This window comes from uncultured Jannaschia sp. (genome assembly GCF_947494055.1).
GTDB lineage: Bacteria > Pseudomonadota > Alphaproteobacteria > Rhodobacterales > Rhodobacteraceae > Jannaschia.
The window spans coordinates 1-22,713 of the sequence record NZ_CANLTR010000046.1 but is presented as its reverse complement, the minus strand read 5'-3'; the positions used below and the strand labels follow the sequence as shown (position 1 = coordinate 22,713).

The following is a 22,713-nucleotide window of genomic DNA, read 5'->3' as shown; positions in this document are numbered from 1 at the left end:
CAACCGCATCGACGAACTCACGCCGTGGAATTGGCAGCCACGCTGAATGTCAACGGCGGTCACGCCGGACGGATACGTTGCAAGTGCCTTGCCTGCAGCGGGTGAGCACCCCCTCTGACCTCAGCTGAATAAGCTGTAGCCAAGAGGCGACGCGGGTGCCGGTCGCCACGAATTGTGTCGGTATGTCCGACGGGCCCGCTCCAGCACTTCGTGACGCGCTTGCCGAAGGGTAGGGCAGGATACCCACACACTCTGCCGAGCAGTAGTCGAAGAAAATACAAAACGACGATCTGGCCCTGCTCAATCATGACCGTCGGTGTCTTGTGGGGCAGAAGCATGTGGTCCGTTGCATCAATTTGTCTTCCTTAGCGCCGATCACCCCGACAAAGGAAAGGTATGCTCCGACTGCGATCGAGTCGTTCAAATTCACCGGGATCGACCTCGAGCGCTGGATCCTAACTATCGTCAAGCGCCAGATCGACGTCGTGCGGCTCGGCGCTGAGTTGCGCCGCCGAGCGGTGAATCTGCGTTGCGATGCGGTCGGCGAGTTGCTGAATCAATCGCGTCATTGCCGAGACCACCTCGGCTCCCTCCACAGCCGTCTCCCTGGGCACCGGATAGAGCTCGCGCAGCGTCACGCGCTCGCTCGCCAGAATATCGCCACTCCGGCGGTCGAGCAGGCGCCAGCGAGCGACGAGAACGACGACGCCGTCGGCGCGGGCTTCAAAGGTTTCGAACTCAACCAGAATCTGCCCTTCCGAAGGGTCTGTGGGCGCGGTTGCGGTGATGATGACGCCGGTAACCCGACGCGCCAGGTCGAGGCTGAGCGAGCGCGTCGCTCCCATCGAAAGGCGCTCCCCCCATCGTGCGTCGGGAACCGGTGCGACGCGATTGTCGGGATAGCGCACCAGCAGTTCGGTCACGTCGAGATATTCCGGCACCAGCACGGGCTTCACCTCAATGACTGGCTGGTCGGTATATGTCTCGACCGCCGCCTCCGTGCTGCTGGGTCTGCCGAGGACGTAGGTGTCCGGCGGCTGATCGTTGGCGCACCCGCCGAGGGCGATGCAGAGCGCGACGGTCGTGACGGGGCGGAGCAAGAACAACCTCATCTGGCCTACCTTCCTCTGAGGATCGTGCTGGGATCGCGCTCGACCGCGTTCGCGAAGCCACGGAGCGAAGCAGCACTTGCGGCCAGGTTGCTCGCCGTGGCCTCGAGATCGGTGCGAAGCCGCGACCGCGGGGCCGCTATCGCTTCGAGCGAGGAAATCAGCGCTTCTGCCCGCTCTGCGGCACCGTTGGCCGAGGCGAGCAAGCTGGCGAGCTCCGGCCCGCGCGCTGCGAACTGTGTCCGCGCGTCTCCGATCAGCCCGTCGAATTCGTCGAGCGAAGACGAGAGCTCCGCCTGCAGCTGGGTCACGGCACCTTCGGTCGTCGCGACGGCCCGGTCCGCGGTCTCGACCAAGTCTCGGGCGCCGTCGAGCAGGGGGCCGAGCTCGCCCTCGAGGCTTGCAGTCACGCGGTTCACGTTCTCCAGCACACTCTGAGCCGACTGGACAACGTCCTGCATCGGAACCTGCTCCAGAGCGCTCAGCAAACGCTCGATCCCCGAGCGGACGGCGGGGATCTGCGTAAGTCCGCTGTCGTCCACCTCCACCATCTCGGTCTCGGCATCGGGGCGGAAGTCGAGATCGACGCGCAACATGCCGGTGACGAAGCTTTGCGAGGCAAGCTGCGCGCTCAGTCCCGCGGCGATGAGCCGCTCAAGCCGCGTGCCCGTGGTTTCTTGCTGCGAGTCGCGCAGGACCACCTGATCGGGCAGGATCTCGACGATAACCGGGATCCGGGCCTCACCCTCGGCCGATATGTGCAGCGCGATCTGCTGGACCGTGCCGACGCGAACGCCGCGAAAGGTCACCGGAGCACCGATGTCGAGGCCGGCGACCGAACCCGCGAAATAGATGATCGCCCGCCCCGTCGGCTGGAAGAATCGCGCTCCGCCGAAGAACAGCACCGCGGCCACGGCGAGGCCGATGGCGCCGAAGACGAAGGCGCCCAGTACAGCGGGTCTAGCCTTGGACATGTGCGGACTCCTTCTCGCCGGCGCGTTCGCGCTGCATGAAGGCCTGAACCGTCGGGTGGTCGGATATCTCCTTCAAGTCCCTCGGCGCGCCATGAGCAATGGCCGTCTTGGTCTCGGTGTCGAGAAAAATCCCGTCGTCGCAGATGTCGAGCAGGCTGGGCAGCTCATGGCTGACCATTACGACAGTGGCGCCTAGCCCGTCGCGCAATTCGACAATCAGGTCGTCGAGCCGCTTCGACGCGATCGGGTCGAGCCCGGCAGAGGGCTCGTCAAGAAAGAGGACATCCGGGTCGAGCGCCAGTGCCCGGGCCAAACCGGCACGTTTGCGCATTCCCCCCGATAGCTCGGACGGCATCACGTCGGCGGCATGGGCCAGCCCCACCCATGCGAGCTTCAGGCGGACCAGAGCCGCAGACGCGTCGCGATTGAGTTCTGTGAACATCTGAAGCGGCAGGGCGACGTTCTCGGCTACCGTCATCGAGCTCCAGAGTGCGCCGTTCTGGAACACGATACCGAACCGGCGCCCGATCTCGGTCCGCCGCGCCCCGGATGCGGCCCAGTAGTCTTCGCCATCGACGAGGATGATTCCCGCGGCCGGGCGGAGAAGCCCGACCATTGCCTTCAACACCGTGCTCTTGCCGCAGCCGCTTGGCCCCATCACCGCGAAGATCGAGCCGCGACGAATGGAGAAGTCGAGCCCCTGCTGGACGAGCTTCGGTCCGAAGGCGAGCTTGATCCCTTCGGCGCGGAACAGTTCGTCATCCGTTCTTTCTCGCGTCATCGCGTCAGATCCCAAGCGCGTCGGCGCATACCGCAAAGATGCCGTCGAGCGCGATCACGCCAATGATCCCCGCCACCACGGCGCTGGTTGCGGCGCGGCCCACGTCCGCGGCGCTGCGGCCGGCGCTGAGCCCGATGTGGCAGCCGGCCAGCGCCACCAACGCCCCGAACGCGAGGACCTTGACCAGCCCGAAGGCAAACTGCGTGCCGTTCAGGCCCTCCCGCGTTTCGACCAGATAGGCGGCCGGCGAGAGATCGAGCGTGGCCACGCCGACGACCAGGCCACCCATCAGCCCGAAGGCGCAGGCGTAGATGTAGAGGAATGGCATCATGGCGACGAGGGCCACGACCCTCGGCAAAACGAGGTAGTCATAGACCGGGATGCCGAGCGCCTTCAGCGCGTCGATCTCCTCATTGCCCTGCATGGTGGCAAGCTGCGCGGCGTAGGCCCCACCTGTCCTGCCGGCCATGACAACCGCGGTCATAACCGCTGCCATCTCGCGCACCATGGCGATGCCGACCAGATCCGCCACAAAGATCTCTGCCCCGAAGCGGCGGAGCTGGACCGCGCCGACGAAGCCAAGGATGCCGCCGACCAGCCCGTTGACGATGGCGACGATGCCGAGCGCCCCAGCACCCGCCTCGCGCATGAGATCGATCACATCGACCGTTCGCATCCGTGCTCGCCCGGTGAGCGCGACGAGGGCGCGCTGTACGGTCTCGCCGACAAGGGCGGATACCGCGACCGTCCCGCGCCAACGGTCCGTAGCACGGTGGCCCACCCGTGCCAGTAGAGGCTCGCGTGCAGCGGACGTCGCAGAGGACCTTTCGGGGAATTCGGTGGCGAGGGCCAGAAGACGGCTCGCCGCCTGCGGCAGGCCCGACGCATCAATATTCAGCCGCGGTGCTGCATCCCGCAAGGCCTTCACGAAGACTACGAGGGCGCTGTCCCAATCTCCGATACCGCTTGAGTTGAATGAAAGCCGCTCAGCGTCCCCCGTCTCGCCGAGAATGCGCTCGACCGTCGCCCGATCCCGCAATCCGGTTTCGCGGGCCAGCCAGTCTCCCTCGAGAGTCAGCAGGGCAACATGTCTTTCGGTCCGCGCGAGCCGCCAAGCAGGTGTGGTTCTCGATTCAGTCACGAAACCTGCCTCCTGATAGGCGCCGGGACCATACCGCTCGAACGGCCGAGCGACGCGCCATCCCTGCCTTAGCCGCGATATAGATTATTTGACTGAAAAAAAAGCCCCTTGATTTACGTCTGTAAGTTATATTTGGGTCGCACCGATGGATCGCCGTAGCCAACGCTCTCGTCGTCGCTTAAATGCCGCGCTACGCGCGCTTCTGCGCGCTCGGCCGCTTTCCGAGATCTCTGTGGAACAGTTAGCGCGGCATGCGGGTGTGACGCGGCCGACCTTCTACGCTCACTACGCGCAGATTGTGGATTTGCTCGACGAGTACTTGGAGACGCTCCTGGCGGAGTTGCGCGCGCGACACGACGCCGGCGGTCAATCGGGAAGCAGTCTCACCGAGAACGCTATGGTCGATCTCGTTGCAAGGATCCTGGTCGATATTGGGGATCCCGATCCACGACTGCGCGCTATTCTTGATGGCGTCCCCGGCCTCACCGCCGAGGAGCGCTTTGCCGCGACCGTGGAGCACCTCCTCCAGATCGACGATCCCATTGGTGACTCGACGGAACGCGCCCTCAGCGCGGCCATGATGTCGGGCGCCTTTGTCGGTGTTATGAGGAGTTGGTGTCGCGACGACATCACCCGCGACGCCGCACGGATGGGTCGGGCTTTCGCCCATTTCATATTCTGTGGCCACTTTGCCGCGCAGCCGACACAGGAGTAGAGATGAGATACGCAGCCCGTCTTCTCTGCATTTTCATGGTGCTTGGCACAGCGGCCGCGGCACAGGATACCCCGCTGCGACCGGCCGAGCTGACAACGGTACGTCCTGCCGATCAGATCGAAGCGCGTTCGTTCTATGGTCGTGTGCGCGCGCTCAAGACGGTCGACTTGGCGTTTCAGGTCGGTGGGCAGATCGAGGAGTTTCCGATCGTGGAAGGCGCGCGCATCGTCATTGGAGATCTCGTCGGGCAACTGGATCTGACGCCGCTCCGTCAGTCTTTGGAACGTGCCGAGGTGAATCTAGCCAAGGCCGAGCGTGATCTCGAACGGTTGCAGACGCTATCGTCCAGCGCCGTCGCGGAGGTTCAGGTTCGCGATGCCGAAACCACGCGGGATCTCGCGCGGATCGACGTAACGGAAGCACAGCGGCAACTCGACGAAGCGACCCTGCATGCGCCGTTTGATGCCCTCGTCGCGCGCCGCATGGCGGTTCGATACGCGACCGTCGCGGCGGGGGAGCCGGTCGCCCGGCTGCACGACATGTCCGAACTCCGTGTCGATATCGATGTCCCGGAGATCCTGTTTGCGCGCGCTGCCGGTACGGATACAAGTCAGATCCAGTTTCATGCAGAATTTGTCGGGCACCCGGATGAGTACCCACTGACATTGCGTGAGTTCGAGGCCGAGACCGGCGACGTGTCACAGACCTATAGCTTGACGCTCGGGCTCGATGAGGAAGTGCCTGAGACGATTTTGCCCGGCGCATCGGCCACCGTGTTCGCCCGCGCCAATCTGCCAGATTCCGGCGCATCTCTTGCGATCCCCGAAACCGCCCTGGTCTTCGAGGCGGATCGGAGCCCCTCGGTCATGGTGTTTACGCCCGACGAAGACGGAGGGCAGACGGGAACCGTCGCCCGGACCCCGGTGGAGATCGAGATGCGGCCGGACGCCAATGTCGTCGTCACCGAAGGTCTGGCCACCGGCGATGTTATTGTGTCCGCAGGGGCGTCCTTGCTGGAGGACGGCCAACGCGTTAGGCGCTTCGAAGGACTTGGAGAGTAGCCCATGGCGATTGCCCGCGGCGCTATCGACAAGGCGCTCATCACGTGGCTCCTGATGCTGGGATGTCTTCTCGGCGGACTATGGGGCTTCGCCACGATTGGGCGGCTGGAAGATCCTGCCTTCACGATCAAGAATGCGATCGTGTTCACCCAATATCCAGGCGCCTCTGCCGAGCAGGTGGCGCAAGAGGTCACCGAGCCCCTTGAATCGGCGATCCAGCAGATGGCCGAACTTGATACGATCACATCGTCCAACAAGCCGGGCCTCAGCCGGATCAACGTCGAGATCGAGGACACCTACGACAGCTCTGAGCTGCCGCAAATCTGGGACAAGCTGCGGGCGCGGGTTGCAGACGCCCAAGAATCGTTGCCCGGGGACGCGGGCGCCTCAGTCGTCAACGACAACTTCGGCGATGTCTACGGGATCTTCTACGCGGTCACCGCCCCGGGCTTCAGCGACGTTCAGATTCACGACATGGCCGACTTTCTGCGCCGCGAGATCCTGGCCGTCGAGGGCGTGGCCGACGTACAGGTCGCGGGGCTTCCGAACGAGGCCGTGTTCATCGAGCCCGATCGAGCAATCATGACCAATCTGGGCGTGCCGCCGGGCGCCATTCAACAGGCCATCGCCAATTCGGGGGCAGTTGTCGTTGCGGGATCGGTCGAACGGGCGGGACGCACCATTCGGATCGGCGCCCCGGAGGGATCGGAGACCGTCGAAGAGATCCGTAACCTCACGATCGGCGTCGGGGGCGATATCGTACAAGTTGCCGATTTCGCGGAGGTCTACAGGGCCAGAGTCGACGACCCGTCGATGATCATACGCTTCGATGGAACCGAGGCCTTCACGCTTGGGGTCTCCGGGAAGGAAGGCCAGAACATTGTCGACGTGGGCAACGCGGTCGACGCGAAGCTCGATCAACTGAACTCGGACATCCCGGTTGGCGTGTCGCTGAACCCGATCTATCAGCAGCACGAAGTCGTGGACGAGGCCTCGAACGACTTCGTTATAAACCTCTTGATGTCGGTCGCGATCGTCGTGGTAGTGCTGGCGCTGTTCATGGGCTGGCGCGCCGCCGTGGTGGTAGGATCGACGTTGCTGCTGACCGTGGTGGGGACCATCTTCTTCATGGCGATCTTCGGCTTCGAGATGCAGCGCATCTCGCTGGGCGCGCTCATTATCGCGATGGGAATGCTGGTGGACAATGCGCTCGTTGTGGCCGAAGGCATGCAGACCGATATGGCAGAGGGCAAGACCTCGCGCGAGGCTGCGCAGGACGTTGCCGGCAAGACCCAGATCCCGCTTCTCGGCGCGACCGTCATCGGCATCATGGCCTTTGCAGGGATCGGCCTGAGCCCCGACGCGACAGGAGAGTTCCTGTTCTCGCTCTTCGCGGTCATCGGGATCTCCCTAATGCTCTCTTGGCTTCTGGCGATCACAGCGACCCCGCTTCTGGCGCACTACGTCTTCAAGCGCGGCAGCGCCGAGGCAGGCGGGTCCTACGGCGGACCACTCTTCCGTGCCTACCGGGCAGTCCTGCGTGTCGCGCTGAAGATGAGATGGCTGGTCGTGGCTGTGCTGATCGGGGTGACCGCGCTGTGCTACTGGGGCTTCGGGAAAGTCCAGCAGCAGTTCTTTCCCGACTCGAACACGCCGCTTTTCTACGCCCATTACCAGCTTCCCCAAGGCGCCGACATCCGGACGACGGCAGCGCACATGGCTCAGGTCGAAGAGTGGCTTGCCGAGCGGGAAGACGTGGTCTCCGTGGCGACCTTCGTCGGAGGCGGCGCGTCCCGCTACATCCTGACCTATTCTCCAGAGGAGCAACTCGCTTCTTATAGCCACATGATCATACGCACGGTGGATCTGGAGACGATCCCCGGTTTGAGGGCCGATCTCGAAGCATATGGCCGCTCCCAACTCCCGGCAGGCGAGTTCCGGACCGAACGCCTGGCTTTCGGTCCCGGTGGTGGCGCTCCGGTCGCGGTCCGCTTCTCGGGATCCGACGCCAATATGCTGCGCGCCCTTGCGGACGAGGCGGCGGACCGGCTGGCTGGGGCGTCGGATCTCCTTCGGGATATCCGCACCGACTGGCGCGAACGCGAGCTGGTCATCGACCCACTCTACGCCGCCGATCGTGCGCAGACCGCAGGTGTGGCTCGCGAAGATGTGGCTCAAGCTCTGTTGGCAGCAACAGACGGACTCGACGCCGGCGTTTACCGCGAGAGCGACCGGCTCATTCCGATCCGTATCCGCATGCCGGGCTCAAGCGAAGAAGGTGCAGCTCATCTGGTAGACCAGCCAGTCTATTCGGCGGCCGCGCAGACATATATTCCGCTCGAGCAGCTGATCGACGGGTTCGGCTATTCCGTCGAGGATACGCTGATCCAACGCCGCAACCGGGTCTCGACGATCACCGTGGAGGCCGACGTGCCGGCCGGCGTGAACGCCAGCGCGGTATTCAACACCATCCGCGAAGACATCGAGGCGATGGAATTGCCCGAAGGCTATGCGATGGAGTGGGGAGGCGAGTACGAGAGCTCCACCGAGGCTCAGGCAAGTCTTGCCGCACAGCTTCCTCTGTCGCTCATCGTGATGATCGTCATCTCGATCGTGCTGTTTGGCCACCTGCGGCAGCCGCTCATCATCTGGCTTCTTGTCCCGATGTCGGTGAACGGTGTGACAATCGGTCTTCTTGCGTCCGGCCAGCCCTTTTCCTTTACGGCCCTCCTTGGCCTGCTGAGCCTCTCGGGAATGCTATTGAAGAACGGGATCGTTCTGGTCGAGGAAATCGACCTTACCCGGGCTTCGGGTGTTCCGTTCAAGCGCGCCATCGTAGAGGCCTCAACTTCGCGCCTGCGGCCCGTGATCTTGGCCGCGGCGACAACAATTCTCGGGATGGTCCCGCTTCTAGGCGACGCGTTCTTCGTCTCGATGGCGGTCACGATCATGGGCGGTCTGGCCTTCGCGACGGTTCTGACCCTGATCGCCGCCCCGGTCTTCTACTACCTTTTCTTCCCGAAGGCGCGGCAAGCTGAGGAGGCGGGGCCCGCATAGCTGCTCGCAACTGTATTTGTCGGGCGGGTTGATGCCGCCATGTTTCACCGGTTTTGAGGATTGCGTTTGTTCCTCAGGGCATATGGCAGGAACCAAGCTCTATGAAGGCCTCTTTCGGCAAGGTTAGCGCCGGTTCTCCATCGCTTTCACCTCTGATAGGCTTCGCAATGATCCAGTTGCTGCTGATGCTCCTCACACTCGGAGGGCCTGCCTTTGCGCAAATGGTGCCGGAGGTCGCGACCGAAGAAGAGCCGGCCGAGGCTGCGGTGGATCCGCTAGGGCGCGACACGCCCCGCGGCATGGTCGACGGCCTGATCGACGCGCTGGCCGAGGCGGACATGGCCCGGGCAGCCCAGTACCTCGACCTTTCCGCCGTCTCGGCCGGGCTGCGAGAACAGCGCGGCCCGGAGTTCGCTGCGGCCCTCGAGACGGCCCTCGATCGCTTGGGCAACATTCAGCCAAGCTACCTTTTGAGTATTGAGCCGGAGGGCATGACCACCGACGGGCTGCCTGTCGGCGAGGACATCTTCGCGCGGGTCCGCACAGGCGACGGCACGAAGGGGTTGACGGCGCATCGCGTGCCGGGCCCGGAAGGAGCGCAGATTTGGTTGGTTACACCTGACACGCTCAACCTCGTTCGCCGCCTGTCCTGGACAGCGTCAGATAGTCTGATCGACCGGCTCACGCCGGCGGCATGGCGAGCGCTACGGTTCGCCGGTGTCCCGGTCTCCCACTGGGCCGGGATCGGCGCACTAGCGCTTCTGTCGTTCGGCATCGCTTACGGCGTCGCAATAGCTCTCTTCTGGATCGCGGCCCGCGCTTGGTCGCCGTTGAGAACTGGGCAGGCAATCCATGTCGGGCGGGCAATTCTTCTGCCGATTGGACTGTTGCTCGCCTGCGTTCTGTTCATGATCGGGAGCATCCTAGCCGGGATTTCAATCGTCGCTCGCGCCCATGTGGTGCCCATCGTTGAGATTGTCGCCTGGCTGGCACTTGCCTGGCTGGTCTGGCGCGCTGTCGACGCCATGGCACACGCGAGCCTCGACAGCATGACACGCAGGGGAAAGGCCGGTGCCATTTCGGTCGTTATCCTGCTCAGACGAGTTGGCAAGGTTGCGGTCTTCGCCGTCGCCGCAGTAGCGGTCTTCAATTCGCTCGGCGTCAACCTGACAGGGTGGATCGCGGCTTTCGGTCTCGGTGGCCTAGCGCTGGCGCTCGGCGCGCAAAAGACCATTGAGCACTTCGTGGGTTCGATCACACTGGTCGCCGACCAACCGGTGCGGGTCGGTGACTTCTGCCAAGTTGACGGCCTGCTTGGCACCGTCGAGGATATCGGGATACGGTCCACCCGGATACGCACTCTCGAACGCACCTTGGTGACTATTCCGAACGGGATCATGTCCTCAGCGACGATAGAGAACTACGCCAGCCGCGACCAATACCTTTTCAAGCGTTTGCTGTCGCTTCGTTACGAGACCACGCCCGACCAGATACGAGCGGTGGTTTGGCGCCTGCGTGGCATGCTCGAAGCGGATGATCGCGTTACCGAGGATCCGGCCCGCGTGCGGTTTCTCGCTTTCGGCGCCAGTTCGCTCGACATCGAGATTTTCGCCTACGTCTTGGCCGTGGACTACAATGAGTTCCTAGGGATATGCGAGGAGTTAAACCTCACCATCATGGAAATCGTCGTAGAATGTGGCACGAGCTTTGCCTTCCCCTCTCGCACTGTCTACATTGAGGATCGAAGCTCGAAGTCCGCGCAGGATAACACAGATCGAGCGGCCGAGCGACCAATGTCGGAAGGCCGTGCATGAGCACAACTCGCCGCCTGTCGAGTTGGAGGAGGGAGGAGCCGTTGGTCGTAACGAACGACGCGGTCAAACTTCGCGTGCGACCAGAGGCGATTGGTAGCGATCTGTCGACCAAGCTAGCCGGGCTTTCGCGGCTGAAGCCAGCGACCACATTGAGGCTCCGAAAGCGCCGCCCGCATAACAGACTGTCGAAACGAAGTTGAGCGACTATGCTGAACTGACGTCCGCGAAATCGCTATCGGTGCCTTTGCTCGCGCCCGACGCGCTTTTACACACTCAGCCTCTTCGGACAAAGAAAGCAGATATGTCTAATTGGAGAACGACCGGTGCGCGCCCTGCCTGCCCTGGAGTTCTGGCAGGCGGCCGAGAGAAACACCTCAAGACCCGGCGGTGTGAACACTGCTCGACCGCAGGCCGGACGCTTGCAGGCGGCGGGGTGCGGCAGCAGTCACAGATCACAGGCGGGTTCCGGTGCCACTGCCGGACCGGGACTGCCCTCGCCTGCGCAGGAGGACCGGCAGCATTGGCCTTGAGCGCGCCGGGCAGCGCCGCATGAACCACGGTGGGCGAACGATCCGTCTGACGTTTTTCCTTTCCCTGTCTCTCGCGCTGGCAGGCTGTGCCGGCAGGCCAGGCCCGCAGACGGTGTGGCCAGTTGCAGACTCCGCGGCCGCCGGACAAAGGCAGAAGATCTTCGTTACGACCACCCGTTCTCGCGCGGAGGTGGCCGCGGACGGATATACCGACGGCCGCTCGCCCTCCACGAACTTTGCGGAATTCGAGGTGTCGATTCCTCCGGATCATGTCCCGGGCGCGATCGAGTGGTCAGAAGGTCGGCCCGATCCACATAGCGACTTCGCGGTCGCTAACCACCTGAGGGTCGACGAGGCGACTTTCTTCGCCCGGTTGGATCGGATGGACGATCAAGGTGTCGGCGTCTTCGTGCACGGCTTCAACTACAACTTCCCCGAGGCGCTGTTCCGATTGGCGCAGATGACAGCGGATGTGCAACTCGAAGGGACGCCGGTCCTTTTCACTTGGCCCTCGAGCGCGTCCCTTCTCGGCTACGCGTATGACAAGGAGTCCGCCTCCTATTCGCGCGATGCGCTGGCCGGGCTTCTGACGAAACTGGCCAAGTCCACAAGCTCGGAACCCGTCACGGTGTTCGGCCACTCCATGGGCGGCTGGCTCGTCATGGAGGTATTGCGCCAGATGAGGATCGCGGGGGAGGATGAAGCCCTGACGCGGCTGGAGGTCGTGTTGGCGGCACCCGACATCGACGTCGATTTGTTCCGACAGCAATTGGCCGTGATCGGCAAGATGGATATTCCGATGGTGCTCATGGTATCGTCCGACGATCGGGCACTGCAATTGTCATCGGCCATTGCCGGCCAGAAGCCGCGGGTCGGAGCGTTGAGCCTTTCGGACCCGGCCGTTCAGGCAGCAGCAAAAGCCAGCAATGTCGTCCTGCTGGACATTTCCTCGATCGACGCCACCAGCGGGATGAACCATGACCGCTATATCGGGTTGGCAGCCGCCTATCCTTCGCTTGTCGACGAGATGCAGTCCGAGCAGCCGCTTCGCGATGCAGGGACCTATATCATCGACGCGGCTGGCCAGGTGCTCACGGCTCCGCTGAGGGTGGTCGGCGCAGCGATAAGCGAGTAAAGTCATGCGCAGGCTTTCCGCAGCCCTGTTGGCAGTTGCCCTCATCCTTTTAATGGTATGGACAATCACCGCCGTCGCTTTCCAGATCGATCGCCCTCTCTGGCCGATCGTCGGCGCAGTCCTCGGCGTGGCCGTAGCCGCGGTCAGCGCGGTGGCCCGGTGCGATCTTCGCCTGGGCTGGTTGGCCTTGATCGTGTGTCTCGCGGCAATCGTGCTGTGGTGGTCCGCCATCGTTCCGCGGCAAGACCGTGTCTGGGCCCCGGATGTCGCCTACAACGTTACGGCCGAGATTGGGAGTGATGTCGCCACTGTCCATAACATCCGCGATTTCGACTGGCACAGCGAGGACAGCGCCACCGTGCGGTGGACGTCGGGGGTCTATCCTCTGGATGCCATCACGTCGGTCGATCTGGTGACCTCCGTCTGGGACAGCCCGGCAATCGCCCATGTCCTCGTCAGCTTCGGCTTCGCCGACGGACGGCACCTGGCCTTTTCCGCCGAAATCCGGCGTGAGGCGGATGAGACCTTCTCTTCTATCGGAGGGTTCTTCAAGGAGTTCGAGTTGGCGCTGGTGGCGGCCAAGGAAAGCGACATTCTGAAGCTGAGGACCAACATCCGCAGGGAAGACGTATCGCTGTTCCCGCTGCGGCTGGCACCGCCGCAGGCCCGGCGGCTTTTCGTGTCCTATCTCGAACGCGGCAACGAACTCGCTAAGGCGCCCGAGTTCTACAATACCATCACCGCCAACTGCACGACCATCGCCTTCAGACTGGCTAGGCTTGTAGAAGGGGGGCTGCCGCTGGATTGGAGGATCCTCCTGTCTGGATACCTTCCATCGTACCTTTATGATCTCGGGATCCTGAAGACCGATCTGCCGCTTGAAGAGACGCTGCGGCGTGCCCGGATCACGGAGCGGGCGCAGATGCTGTCGGAGAGCGCCGACTATTCTTTAGGAATTCGTAGGGATCGATTTTAGGTGCATGTTCTATCACTACTTTGGAAGATCCTCAGGCGACGGGTCAGAGATGCAGCGACCGCAATGTGGGCAAGTCTGATCTGGAGGTTTGGCAAGTTGGTCAATGATGGCCTGCCTGATCGCCGGCAGGCTCGGCTGTGGAGGCGGCCCGGCGCTTCTTTTTTTCCCCCTTGGCCTGTTTGAGGCGCTGCGTCTGCAAGAAGACTAAGGCGATCATTGTCATGAGTGCATGCCGGTGAAGACCCTTCCATGATCGGCCTTCGAAGTGATCGAGACCGAGCTCTTCCTTGAGTTGCTGATGCCCCTGTTCGCAGACCCAGCGGGCCTTGATGGCGCCAGCAAGCTGTTTGATGGGTGTGTCGGCAGGCAGGTTGGAGAGGTAGTATTTGCGCTCTCCGGTTGAACGATGTTCACCGACAAGTCAGACTTCCTCGCCGGGCAGATGCTGAGCGCCCATGTCCCGGATGCGCTGGGGCGGACCATCGGCGACACGCACGCGAACGGCAGCGAACCGTGCCGAGAGAGGCCCCTTCGTTCCCCGCCGCCAACCGGTCTTCCGCCACTTTGCCGTCTCCAGCATCGCCTTGGCCGATACCGATCTCACATCGGGGATGGCGTTCTTGCGAGGCCGGCCTTTTCCGGCGACCGGGAAGATCATCGCGACATCGGCAGGGTAGACCTTCTGTCTGAAGGGTATGCCGACGGCCCAGGCAAGGCCGCGCTCGCTCAGCCCCTGCCGGAATGGTGACGAACAGACGGTACTGTAACCTGAGGTCTGGAAATTCATTTGGCGATGGTGCCGTGAGCCCCCTGCCGGGGCCGGCCCCGGCAGGGGCGATCCATTCTGGTATTCCATGGAGTTGCAACACGACCATGGAGAACAACGAATGGACAGACGAAACGATACAGCGGTCGAGGCCCTCTTGGAACAGCTGATCGAACACGGGCCGAACGACATTGCCACGGTCTTCGGCCGAGCGTTCGAGCTGGCGATGCGAGACGCGAGCGCGAGCGGTTTTTCGGCGCCGGTCTTTATGAGCGGACAACCGAACGACGGGGCTACGCCAATGGCTACAAGCCCAAGCGGATCGATACGCCAGCGGGCACGGTCGCGGTCGACGTGCCCAAGACCGCCGGTCATGACGGCACACCATTCTACCCGCAATCGCTCGAACGCGGTCGCCGGTCTGTCCGCGCCGTGATGCTGGCGATGGCCGAGATGTACGTCAAAGGAGTGTCCACGCGCGAGGCCGAGAGTGTGATGCGCGAGTTCGGCATCGAGAGTCTGTCGTCGTCGCAGGTTAGCCGCGCGGCCAGGCTGCTCGACGACGAGCTGGAAGCCTGGCGGACCCGAGAGCTTGGCGAGATCAAATACCTGATCCTCGATGCGCCGTACGAGAAGATGCGCCACGGCGGCATCGTGCGCGACGCGGCCGTGCTCTCGGCTCTGGGCATCGGCCCGGACGAGCGCCGCCGGGTGCTCGGCGTCTCCGTCGCCCTGTCGGAGGCCGAGGTGCATTGGCGGGCCTTTCTGGAGAGCCTCCAGGCCCGCGGGATGCGCGGCGTGGAGTACGTCGTCTCAGATGACCACGCCGGACTGCGCGCCGCGCGCAGGGCTGTGCTCGGCGGCGCGACATGGCAGCGCTGCCATTTCCACCTGGCCCGGAATGGCATCCACCATTCGCCGAACCTCGCGATCCGCAAGCGCATCGGAGCCGAGCTGCGCGCCGTCTGGAACGCCGGCACGCTCGCCAAGGCCGAGACCGCCCTGGCCGAACTCGTCACGGCCTATCGCGACACCGCTCCGAAGCTGGCCGCATGGCTCGAGGAGAACGTGCCTGTCCAGATGCAGGCGCTCCTTCGCGTCCGCGCCGGGCTGCGCGCGGAACTGGCCGGGCTTGAGCGTCGCCTGCGAGATCTGGCGAAGGAGGATGCCGCCTGCCGGCTCATGATGACCATGCCCGGTGTGGGGCCGGTGGTGGCTCTGACGGTTAAGTCCGCCATCGATGATCCCGGGCGGTTCCAATCATCGAAGGATGTCGGTCCGTGGGCGGGCCTGACGCCCGGGCGCTATCAGTCCGGGGAAGTGGACGTCGTGGGCGCAATCACGCGCGCAGGCGATGTCGGCTTGCGCACTGCTCTCTACCAAGCGGCGACGGTGATGATGCATCGTGGTAAGCTGTCTTGGTTGAAGGCGTGGGGACTGCAAGTCGCCAGACGGCGCGGGACGAAGCGGGCGGTCGTCGCGATGGCGCGGCGCATCGGGGTGGTTCTGCATCGGATGTGGGTAGATGGCACGGAATTCCGCCTCACACGCCCTGATGCCCCAACCTGCGCCGCCGCGTGATCGATAGCTCTCTCACGAGCATCCCGACCTGATCGCACTTTGACAAAAGGAGGTTTCGGCCACGCTCGACGCGCTGGTCGTCCGAAGTCCCACCGGGACGCGGTCCTCGATGACGCCGGGAATGTCGCAGTTGTCGGACGCAAAGGTCCGAACACGCTGTCCAGATGGGCGCTCGGGAACCGCACTGGACTTGGCATGATGTTGGCAGCCTCTGCGCTGACCACGGACCGAAGCATGAACCCGGGAGGATCAAAGACGCCCAGAGAGCGGATAGCGAACGCCTCGAACCCGTCGCGGGAAAATTGTTGCGCCTCTCTCGGCCTTGGCAAGGCTCCGACACCTCTGGGCTTTGCACTGCCAGCGCCTGCCTCGCGCGAGCCTCCGACCGGCGCGTGCGTGATGACGCGCGCGATTTTGAGCTTGACGGTCAAAGCCCCATTACCGAAGCGACATTAGGAACTGGCCCGGCGCATTGCCTCGCATGAAACGTTACCCGACGCTGCCGTTGCCGCACCCTGATCGCTACGCACGATCTGAGTGGCCCGGCTCAAGGACCGCCATCCTGACCGGTTCAACGCCTCCCACCTGCGCACCATGCAGCGGCTGGTGAAGGCGTGGCGGGCCGATCAGGCCGCGAGGATCGTCCGTCACGGAATGGAAGCCCTGACGCCGCTGCCGATCGCAGGCATGGTCCTGCCGCTGGCCCGAAATCCAGTTATCGCACTTGGTAACATCTCAGGGTGAGGCAACAGGGAGGACCAGTCTGTCGTGTCGCCTGACACGTGCCCGAAGGCCTCGCCGTCTTTTCACTGCCCGAGCATCACCGCCGTCGACTGCGCACCTCCAATCCGATGGAGCGCAGCGTTCAACAGGAACTCAAGCGCCGAACCGTCAAGGTCCGGGTCTTTCCGAACGACGCTTCGCTCGAGCGCCTCGTCAGCGCCGTCCTCGTCGAAATCGACGACAAATGGGCCGCCGACAGCAAGGCCTACATCAAATGGGAATGCCAGGATGCGTGATCAGCGCCTCGCGCAATTTCCAGACCGTGGGTTGCTCTATCCGACAGACCGTAGCCTGCATCCGCCAAGACACAGCCGAAGCGGACACCCGCCTTTCGGACACGATCGATCTCGGCCAGCGCGATCTCGGGCTTCGTCCTGTAAGCTTGGCAATCAAGGGGAACTCCAGCGCGTTTCAAGCGGGCCACGTTGTCGGTCCAACTCTCTGGCAGGAACAGGCGCAAGCCGACCATGACGGGAACTTCGCCGGATGCCAGCGTCAAAGATACGAGCGTTTGACAGTTGGCGTTCTTGCCAAGCGCCGAGGCATATTGCGGCGCCACGCCAACGGAATGGCGTCCCTTCTTGGGCAGCGCCGTATCGTCAATGTTCAGCCAGGCCTTCTCGCTCCGGTCGTGTCGCGGAAGTGGTAGAAATTCGGAAGTGGCGTAATCTCCGGGGTAAGCATCCGGCGTAGGCCGGGTCACGCGGCTTGGCGATGCTCTGAGGTTCGCCAGTTCCACGGGAGCAGGTTCGGCACCTGCGAGGCGGTCATGTCGGGCAGTCGGCCGAGGACATCGGCCAGCCAGGCCTGGGGATCGATGTCGTTCATCTTCGCGGTGACGATCAGGGAATACATGAAGGCGGCGCGGTCGCCGCCGCGCTCGGAGCCGGCGAAGAGCCATGACTTCCGACCGAGGGCGATGCCGCGCAGGGCGCGTTCGGCCGCGTTGTTCGTCAGGCAGATCCGGCCGTCGTCGAGAAAGCGGGTGAAGGTTTCCCAGCGGTTCGCCTTGAACATGTAGGCGATCGCCTTGGCGACGAGATTGTGCCTGGACATCGTGCCCTGTTCGGCGCGCATCCAGTCATGGAGGTCGTCGACCAGCGGCCGGACGAGGCGCTGCCGCGCTTCGAGCCGCGCCGCGGCGTCCAGACCGTTGATGCCGCGCTCCACGTCGAAGATGGCATCGATCCGGCTCACGGCCTCCAGCGCGACAGGTGAGATGTCGTGGATCGGCTTCCGTTTGCGAGCCTTCTCCTTGATGTCGGCGAGTTCGAAGAACTTTCGGCGGGCATGGCTCCAGCACAGCGCGGTGGTGACCGGCCCGGGATCGCGGTCGCCGCGATAGAGGTCGTTGTAACCCCCGTAGGCATCCATTGCCCGGCAATGGTTTGCTTGCAAACCATGAGAGGGGGCCTGGAGGATGCCCTTCCATCCGGCGAGGTGCCGGTTCGGATGGGCCATCTCCCGGTCGCGCGAGAAGTGGAACAGTGCCGCGGGCGGCGCGCCGCCGGCGAAGGGCCGGTCGTCGCGGACTTGAGGCAGAGCCGGGCCGTCTTCGTTCCGCCCTTCGCCAGGAGCGGGACCGTGGTGTCATCCCCATGCAGCCGCTCGGCTCCCAGGACATGGTCGCGGATCAGCGCATGAACAGGCGCGAGCGCGACGACACAGGCGCCGACCTGGTCGGCCAGGGTCGAGAGGCTGAGATCGACACCCTCCCGGGCGTAGCGCTCGGCCTGTCGGTTCAGCGGCTGATGCTGACCGAACTTCTCGAAAAGCATCATCGCCAGCAAGTTCGGGCCAGCCCATCCGCGCAGCGTCGCGTGGAACGGCGCAGGCGGTTGGCATGATCTACGACTGGTGCCTCAGTCTCGGCCAGACGGCCCTCGGCGGAGGGATACGCTTCTTCTCGATTGCCATGTGATGCTCCTCTCCGTTCCATCATCATGGCCTCACACACAAGATTCCTGACAGTCCCCTTGCGCCCGCGCCGTCGCTTCACCGACAGCCCTTCCTCACGGTAGAGCCGATAGAGCTTCTTGTGGTTCATCGTCATGCCCTTGCGCTCCAGCAGGATGCCGATCCGGCGGTAGCCGAACCGGCGCCGCTTGCCGGCGATCTCCTTCATTTCCTCGCGGATCTTCGGGCAGTCCGACGGGCGTTCTCGCCGGACCGTCTTGGGATCGACACCGACAAGCTGGCAGGCTCGGCGCTGCGAGATACCGGGACCCCGCATCGCCCTGAGCACCGCCTCTCGCCGCTCGGTCAGCGTCGTCAGTTCTTTCCCAGCAGATCCTTCAGGACGACGTTGTCGAGCATGGTGTCGGCCAACAGGCGCTTGAGCTTGGCGTTCTCATTCTCCAGGGCCTTCAGCCGAGCGGCTTCGGAGACCTCCATGCCGCCATACTTGGCCTTCAGCTTGTAAAACGTCGCCGGGCTGAGGCCGTGCCTGCGGCATACTTCAGCCGTCGGCATGCCCGCCTCCTGCACCTTGATCATCCCGATTACCTGCGCCTCAGTGAAACGGCTCTTTCTCACTCGTCTGCTCCTTCACGATTGAGCTGACTCTACATCAGGGTGAGGGATCTCGCAGGGGGGCAGGTCAGCCGCCGCGAAGCAGATCCGCTGGCGCGATGCGGAGAGAGAATCCCCCGGCCCAGAAGTCGAGTAAGGTCACTCCATCTACGCCATTGAAATCCACAAGACGCACAGTTAGATGCGTACCTAATTATTAGTGTGCTATCTAAATACCATGTTTCATTCCGACGGCCATAACACCAGCCTTCTCCGTACGCTCGGTGCGCTGACGCGAAAAGTGCGCATCCTCTTCGACGCCCGCACCAGTGAGTATGGCCTCACCGAGGCGCGGGCGCGGTTGCTGCTTCACTTGTCGCAGAGAGGTCCGCTGACGCAGGCCGACCTGGCCGATGCAATGGAGGTGGAACGGCCGACCATGGCCCGGCTCATCGATGGCATGGAGGCCAACGGGATGGTGCGCCGTGCGATCGTCCCCGGCGACCGCCGGCAGCGCCACATCCTCCTGACAGAGGTTGCACAAAATCAAGCAGAGGCCGTTTTGGCGCTGACAGAACGATTGCGTGCGGATGTCTTGGCGGGGATCTCGAAGCAGGATCTTGCAATCACGAACGACGTTCTCCTTCGCATGCTCGACAATGTCGCGAAGGCCAGCGAATCGTGACTGAGCGCGACGAAACTCCGGAAGGATCTCAAGACCGGCGGCCCGCACAGTTCGAGAACGGCGCGCGACGGCAATCGACCGAGAGGGCCGGGGAGGAGGGCCGGCCAGAAGAGCCCGAGGCCCGAGACGACGCGCAAGATGCCGAAGCCCCGCCCGAAGGGCTGACGATGCCGCCGTGGCGCGCTTGCGGCTATTTCGCGACCGCCATCGTGCTCGCGCTGGCGCAAGGCTTCGGGCAATCGGTGATCTCTGCCAACGCCCAGCAATTGCAGGGCAGCTTTGCGACGACCCAGGCCGAGACGGCATGGCTGACTGCGGCTTACATGGCGCCCAACGTCTCGATCACGCTGGCGCTGATCAAAATCCGCGGCCAGTTCGGGATCCGTCGCTTTGCAGAAATCTCGATCGTCGGCTTCGTTCTCGCGGCGTTGCTGAACTTCTCGGCCGAAGGATTTGGACCCAACCTCGCCGTCCGGTTCCTGTCCGGGGTGGCTGCCGCCCCGATGACCTCGCTCGCCTTCCTCTATATGCTCGAGCCCCTGCCGCCATATCGCAAGATGAATGTCGGCCTCTCGGCGGCCCTGACCTTCATCTTCATGGGGTCGCCGGTCACCCGGTTGATCTCGCCGCACCTTCTCGAAATTGGCCTCTGGCATGCGCTGGCCAGCATGGAGGTCGCGCTCGCCGCCATCGGACTGGGCCTGATCTACCTCCTGCCGCTGAAGACCCCGCCCACGCCGATGAAGATCGAGGCGGGCGACGTGATCTCGTTCTTCTTCATCGCGGTAAGCTTCGGGTGTCTCGCCGTGGCGGCCGTGACCGGCCCGATCTACTGGTGGACCGAGCACGCCTGGCTGGGTCTGCTGCTCGCGGGCGGTATCGCGGCCTTCGCCGTCGCCGCCTGCATCGAGCTCAACCGCGCCGAGCCGCTTCTGGATATCCGCTGGCTCGCCAGCCCCGCCATATTGCACTTCACAGCCGCGATCCTGCTGTTCCGATTGGTGCTAAGCGAACAGACCTCTGGCGCGGCTGGTCTCTTCCGGTCGCTCGGGCTGCTCAACGATGAGATGCAGGGTCTCTGGCTGGTCGTCATGGGGGCTACGCTGATGGGCGGCGCGATCAGCGCGGTCCTGTTGAAACCGGGGCGCGAAGTCCAGTTCCACACCGTGGCGCTCGCCCTGCTGATCGCGGGATCGCTGATGGACGCACGCTCCACCGCGCAGACGGTCCCCTCGGACATGTATCTGTCGCAGGCGATGGTCGGGCTGGCCTCGGCGCTGTTCCTGCCCCCGGCGCTGCTGTCGGGCCTGATGTCAGCCTTGGCCAAGGGCCCGAACTACATCCTGACATTCGTGATCGTCTTCCTGACCACCCAGAAGCTCGGCGGCATCTTCGGCGGCGCGATCTTTTCCAGCTTCGTGCAGATCCGGCAGCGCCTTCACGTCGAACGATTGTCCGAGGCGCTGCCCGCCACCGGCCCGCTGGTCGCGGAGCGTCTCGCGGCTGCCAGCGGCGCTCTGTCGGCGCAGGTCGGGGATTCCGCACTGGCCTCGGCCCAAGCCGCGTCTCAACTCGCGGGAGAGGTCCAGACCCAGGCGTCTGTCTTGGCCTACAACGACGCGTTCCTGACTATCGCCGCAGCGTCCGCCGCGGCGTTGACGCTGCTTTTGAGTCATGCGGCCTTCAAGGTCTGGGGGAACCGGCCATCCGATACCGCTGCGGAAGAAGCAGAGATGGAGACAGAAGAGCGCGAGCCGGTGACGGAGACGCCTCGGGCCCAGGCCGCTTGATACGAGGTTACGAAATGCTTTCGAAGTTCACCCGTCATATCGCCACCATCCTTGCCGCCGCCGTCGGCATCCTGGGCACGGTGGGCGTGCTTTACGCATGGGGCTTGCCGCCTTTCGAGCCCACGGGGCAGACGACGGAGGATGCCTATGTCCGGGGCAAGGTGACCTTCCTCGCGCCGCAAGTGGCCGGCGAGGTCGAGGAGATCGCTGTGAACGACTTCGACGAGGTCGGCGCGGGTGAACTGCTGATCCGCCTGGACGACTCCACCTACGCCCAACAGCTCGCCCAGGCCGAAGCCCAGCTGGACTCCGCGCGCGCCGATCTCGCAAGCGCCAAGCAGGAGCGCCTCTCTGCGAAGGCCAACGTCGAATCCGCGGAGGCCGGGGTGGAATCGGTTCAGGCTGCGCTGGACCTGGCCCAAGCCGACCTCGATCGAGCGACGGAATTAGGTGGCCGAGGTATTATCACGGAACGTGACGCGCAGAACCAGCAACTCGCCTTCGATCAGGCCCAGGCCGCGCTCCGTCAGGCCAAAGCGCAAGCCGAAACCGCGCGGCAGGACGTCGAGTCCGTTGCTGTCGAGCGTCAGTCGCGTGCGGCCGCGGTGGAAGAGGCAAAGGCAGTGGTCAAACTGGCCCGGATTAACCTCGAGCACACCCGCATACTGGCTCCGGTGGACGGCAAGCTGGGGGAAGTTTCCGCGCGGGTCGGGCAATACGTGACGCCGGGCTCCCGGTTGGCCTCGCTCGTGCCCGAGCGCAAGTGGATCGTCGCCAACTTCAAGGAGACCCAGCTGGCGGGGATGAAGGTGGGAGAGGCAGTCAGCTTCACGGTAGACGCATTGGGCGGAGCGCGTCTTACTGGGCATATTGACAACTTCTCTCCCGCAACGAGCTCGGAGTTCAGCGTGCTCGGCAGCTCGAACGCCACCGGCAACTTCATCAAGATCGCGCAGCGGCTGCCGGTGCGGATCGCGATCGACCCCGACCAGCTTCTCGCCGAGCGTCTGGTGCCAGGTATGTCCGTGGTGGCCCAAGTGGAAACCGACGTGGGGAAAGAGGGGCCCTGAGGAAATTTACTCAGTAAGTCACATTGGCCCGCCGTACCATTTCCCTCTAGCTTCGGCCCGCATTGTGTGCGTTCGAACGCCAAGCAACGAATAACCAGTCCGACCAACTCTTTACGAAAGGTGCCTAGTGTAAAAAGTCGTGCTACGAAGACCTAGATAGGGCAGGGGCTTGCGGAGCGCGACGGAACAATGACCAACCGGCGAAGTGTCAAGAGTGCCGACGGCAACGCCGCG

Annotated in this window: 17 protein-coding genes and 4 pseudogenes; 12 read left to right on the top strand and 9 right to left on the bottom strand. The window is 63.7% G+C overall.

Annotation, left to right across the window (positions count from 1 at the left end; translation table 11 throughout):
- Positions 1-455: 455 nt before the first annotated feature.
- The 4 genes from Q1A87_RS20110 to Q1A87_RS20095 are packed head-to-tail and all read right to left on the bottom strand — an operon-like array spanning position 456 to position 3,903.
- Entirely contained in the window at positions 456-1,100 is a 645-nt protein-coding gene (locus tag Q1A87_RS20110) for a PqiC family protein (protein ID WP_299655615.1), read from the bottom strand.
- A 17-nt stretch (positions 1,101-1,117) separates the two neighbouring features.
- A complete protein-coding gene (locus Q1A87_RS20105; RefSeq protein WP_299655612.1) occupies positions 1,118-2,083 on the bottom strand; it encodes an MlaD family protein in 966 nt (321 codons plus the stop codon).
- Positions 2,070-2,864 carry an ATP-binding cassette domain-containing protein gene (locus Q1A87_RS20100; RefSeq protein ID WP_299655610.1) on the bottom strand — a complete coding sequence of 265 codons (795 nt, stop codon included), beginning with the start codon at positions 2,862-2,864 and terminating at the stop codon, positions 2,070-2,072. The genes Q1A87_RS20105 and Q1A87_RS20100 overlap by 14 nt, the downstream gene beginning before the upstream one ends.
- 4 nt (positions 2,865-2,868) lie before the next feature.
- Positions 2,869-3,903, bottom strand: coding sequence for an ABC transporter permease (locus Q1A87_RS20095; RefSeq protein ID WP_299655607.1), 1,035 nt, complete (start codon positions 3,901-3,903; stop codon positions 2,869-2,871).
- A 247-nt stretch (positions 3,904-4,150) separates the two neighbouring features.
- Here Q1A87_RS20095 and Q1A87_RS20090 point away from each other — a divergent pair, with 247 nt between their 5' ends.
- From Q1A87_RS20090 to Q1A87_RS20065, 6 genes are all read left to right on the top strand, one after another.
- Positions 4,151-4,720 (top strand): TetR/AcrR family transcriptional regulator, encoded by a 570-nt coding sequence (locus tag Q1A87_RS20090; protein WP_299655604.1) that lies wholly within the window; start codon positions 4,151-4,153, stop codon positions 4,718-4,720.
- A gap of 2 nt (positions 4,721-4,722) precedes the next feature.
- Positions 4,723-5,781, top strand: a complete 1,059-nt coding sequence (locus Q1A87_RS20085) for an efflux RND transporter periplasmic adaptor subunit (RefSeq protein WP_299655601.1) — start codon at positions 4,723-4,725, stop codon at positions 5,779-5,781.
- Between the two features lie 3 nt (positions 5,782-5,784).
- Entirely contained in the window at positions 5,785-8,838 is a 3,054-nt protein-coding gene (locus Q1A87_RS20080) for an efflux RND transporter permease subunit (protein ID WP_299655598.1), read from the top strand.
- 101 nt (positions 8,839-8,939) lie between these two features.
- Positions 8,940-10,652: a mechanosensitive ion channel domain-containing protein gene (locus tag Q1A87_RS20075; RefSeq protein ID WP_299655595.1), complete on the top strand. Its 1,713-nt coding sequence runs from the start codon at positions 8,940-8,942 to the stop codon at positions 10,650-10,652.
- 468 nt (positions 10,653-11,120) lie between these two features.
- Positions 11,121-12,317, top strand: a complete 1,197-nt coding sequence (locus Q1A87_RS20070) for an alpha/beta fold hydrolase (protein WP_299655592.1) — start codon at positions 11,121-11,123, stop codon at positions 12,315-12,317.
- A gap of 4 nt (positions 12,318-12,321) precedes the next feature.
- Positions 12,322-13,293: a DUF4105 domain-containing protein gene (locus Q1A87_RS20065; RefSeq protein ID WP_299655589.1), complete on the top strand. Its 972-nt coding sequence runs from the start codon at positions 12,322-12,324 to the stop codon at positions 13,291-13,293.
- Positions 13,294-13,414: 121 nt separating this feature from the next.
- Here the strand turns inward: Q1A87_RS20065 and Q1A87_RS20060 are convergent.
- A pseudogene (locus Q1A87_RS20060) lies at positions 13,415-14,044 on the bottom strand (transposase); the annotation flags it as partial.
- Between the two features lie 90 nt (positions 14,045-14,134).
- Between Q1A87_RS20060 and Q1A87_RS20055 the strand changes: the two are divergent.
- The 3 genes from Q1A87_RS20055 (at position 14,135) to Q1A87_RS20045 (ending at position 16,659) form a co-directional block, all read left to right on the top strand.
- Positions 14,135-15,640: an IS256 family transposase gene (locus Q1A87_RS20055; RefSeq protein ID WP_363323029.1), complete on the top strand. Its 1,506-nt coding sequence runs from the start codon at positions 14,135-14,137 to the stop codon at positions 15,638-15,640.
- A 537-nt stretch (positions 15,641-16,177) separates the two neighbouring features.
- Positions 16,178-16,384 carry a hypothetical protein gene (locus Q1A87_RS20050; protein ID WP_299655586.1) on the top strand — a complete coding sequence of 69 codons (207 nt, stop codon included), beginning with the start codon at positions 16,178-16,180 and terminating at the stop codon, positions 16,382-16,384.
- A 38-nt stretch (positions 16,385-16,422) separates the two neighbouring features.
- Positions 16,423-16,659 carry a transposase gene (locus tag Q1A87_RS20045; RefSeq protein WP_299655583.1) on the top strand — a complete coding sequence of 79 codons (237 nt, stop codon included), beginning with the start codon at positions 16,423-16,425 and terminating at the stop codon, positions 16,657-16,659.
- 5 nt (positions 16,660-16,664) lie between these two features.
- On the opposite strand, the pseudogene Q1A87_RS20040 reads toward Q1A87_RS20045, so the two are convergent.
- The 4 genes and pseudogenes from Q1A87_RS20040 to Q1A87_RS20030 all read right to left on the bottom strand — a co-directional run.
- Positions 16,665-17,126, bottom strand: a pseudogene (locus tag Q1A87_RS20040) (transposase); the annotation flags it as partial.
- On the bottom strand, positions 17,123-17,251 hold the full coding sequence (locus tag Q1A87_RS24295; RefSeq protein WP_363323028.1) for a transposase domain-containing protein: 129 nt from the start codon (positions 17,249-17,251) through the stop codon (positions 17,123-17,125). The gene Q1A87_RS24295 and the pseudogene Q1A87_RS20040, both read right to left, overlap by 4 nt.
- Positions 17,252-17,263: 12 nt before the next feature.
- Positions 17,264-18,201, bottom strand: a pseudogene (locus tag Q1A87_RS20035) (IS66 family transposase); the annotation flags it as partial.
- Between the two features lie 197 nt (positions 18,202-18,398).
- Positions 18,399-18,958: pseudogene (locus Q1A87_RS20030) on the bottom strand (transposase); the annotation flags it as partial.
- Positions 18,959-19,172: 214 nt separating this feature from the next.
- On the opposite strand from Q1A87_RS20030, the gene Q1A87_RS20025 reads away from it, so the two are divergent.
- Genes Q1A87_RS20025 through Q1A87_RS20015 form a run of 3 tightly spaced genes read left to right on the top strand, consistent with a single transcriptional unit; the run spans position 19,173 to position 22,479 of the window.
- Complete coding sequence (locus tag Q1A87_RS20025) at positions 19,173-19,619, top strand: MarR family transcriptional regulator (RefSeq protein WP_299655580.1); 447 nt, start codon at positions 19,173-19,175, stop codon at positions 19,617-19,619.
- The gene (locus tag Q1A87_RS20020; protein ID WP_299655577.1) at positions 19,616-21,409 is read left to right on the top strand and encodes an MFS transporter; all 1,794 of its coding nucleotides are present in this window, start codon (positions 19,616-19,618) and stop codon (positions 21,407-21,409) included. The genes Q1A87_RS20025 and Q1A87_RS20020 overlap by 4 nt, the downstream gene beginning before the upstream one ends.
- Positions 21,410-21,423: 14 nt before the next feature.
- The gene (locus tag Q1A87_RS20015; RefSeq protein WP_299655574.1) at positions 21,424-22,479 is read left to right on the top strand and encodes an HlyD family secretion protein; all 1,056 of its coding nucleotides are present in this window, start codon (positions 21,424-21,426) and stop codon (positions 22,477-22,479) included.
- Positions 22,480-22,713 lie beyond the last annotated feature (234 nt).

What these genes read in the sequence shown, in the direction of transcription:
- Q1A87_RS20105 (WP_299655612.1), bottom strand. Translation starts at nt 2,083, where the DNA reads ATGTCCAAGGCTAGACCCGCTGTACTGGGCGCCTTCGTCTTCGGCGCC.
- Q1A87_RS20015 (WP_299655574.1), top strand. Translation starts at nt 21,424, where the DNA reads ATGCTTTCGAAGTTCACCCGTCATATCGCCACCATCCTTGCCGCCGCC.
- Q1A87_RS20090 (WP_299655604.1), top strand. Translation starts at nt 4,151, where the DNA reads ATGGATCGCCGTAGCCAACGCTCTCGTCGTCGCTTAAATGCCGCGCTA.
- Q1A87_RS20080 (WP_299655598.1), top strand. Translation starts at nt 5,785, where the DNA reads ATGGCGATTGCCCGCGGCGCTATCGACAAGGCGCTCATCACGTGGCTC.
- Q1A87_RS20025 (WP_299655580.1), top strand. Translation starts at nt 19,173, where the DNA reads ATGTTTCATTCCGACGGCCATAACACCAGCCTTCTCCGTACGCTCGGT.
- Q1A87_RS24295 (WP_363323028.1), bottom strand. Translation starts at nt 17,251, where the DNA reads ATGAACGACATCGATCCCCAGGCCTGGCTGGCCGATGTCCTCGGCCGA.
- Q1A87_RS20065 (WP_299655589.1), top strand. Translation starts at nt 12,322, where the DNA reads ATGCGCAGGCTTTCCGCAGCCCTGTTGGCAGTTGCCCTCATCCTTTTA.
- Q1A87_RS20085 (WP_299655601.1), top strand. Translation starts at nt 4,723, where the DNA reads ATGAGATACGCAGCCCGTCTTCTCTGCATTTTCATGGTGCTTGGCACA.
- Q1A87_RS20100 (WP_299655610.1), bottom strand. Translation starts at nt 2,864, where the DNA reads ATGACGCGAGAAAGAACGGATGACGAACTGTTCCGCGCCGAAGGGATC.
- Q1A87_RS20075 (WP_299655595.1), top strand. Translation starts at nt 8,940, where the DNA reads ATGAAGGCCTCTTTCGGCAAGGTTAGCGCCGGTTCTCCATCGCTTTCA.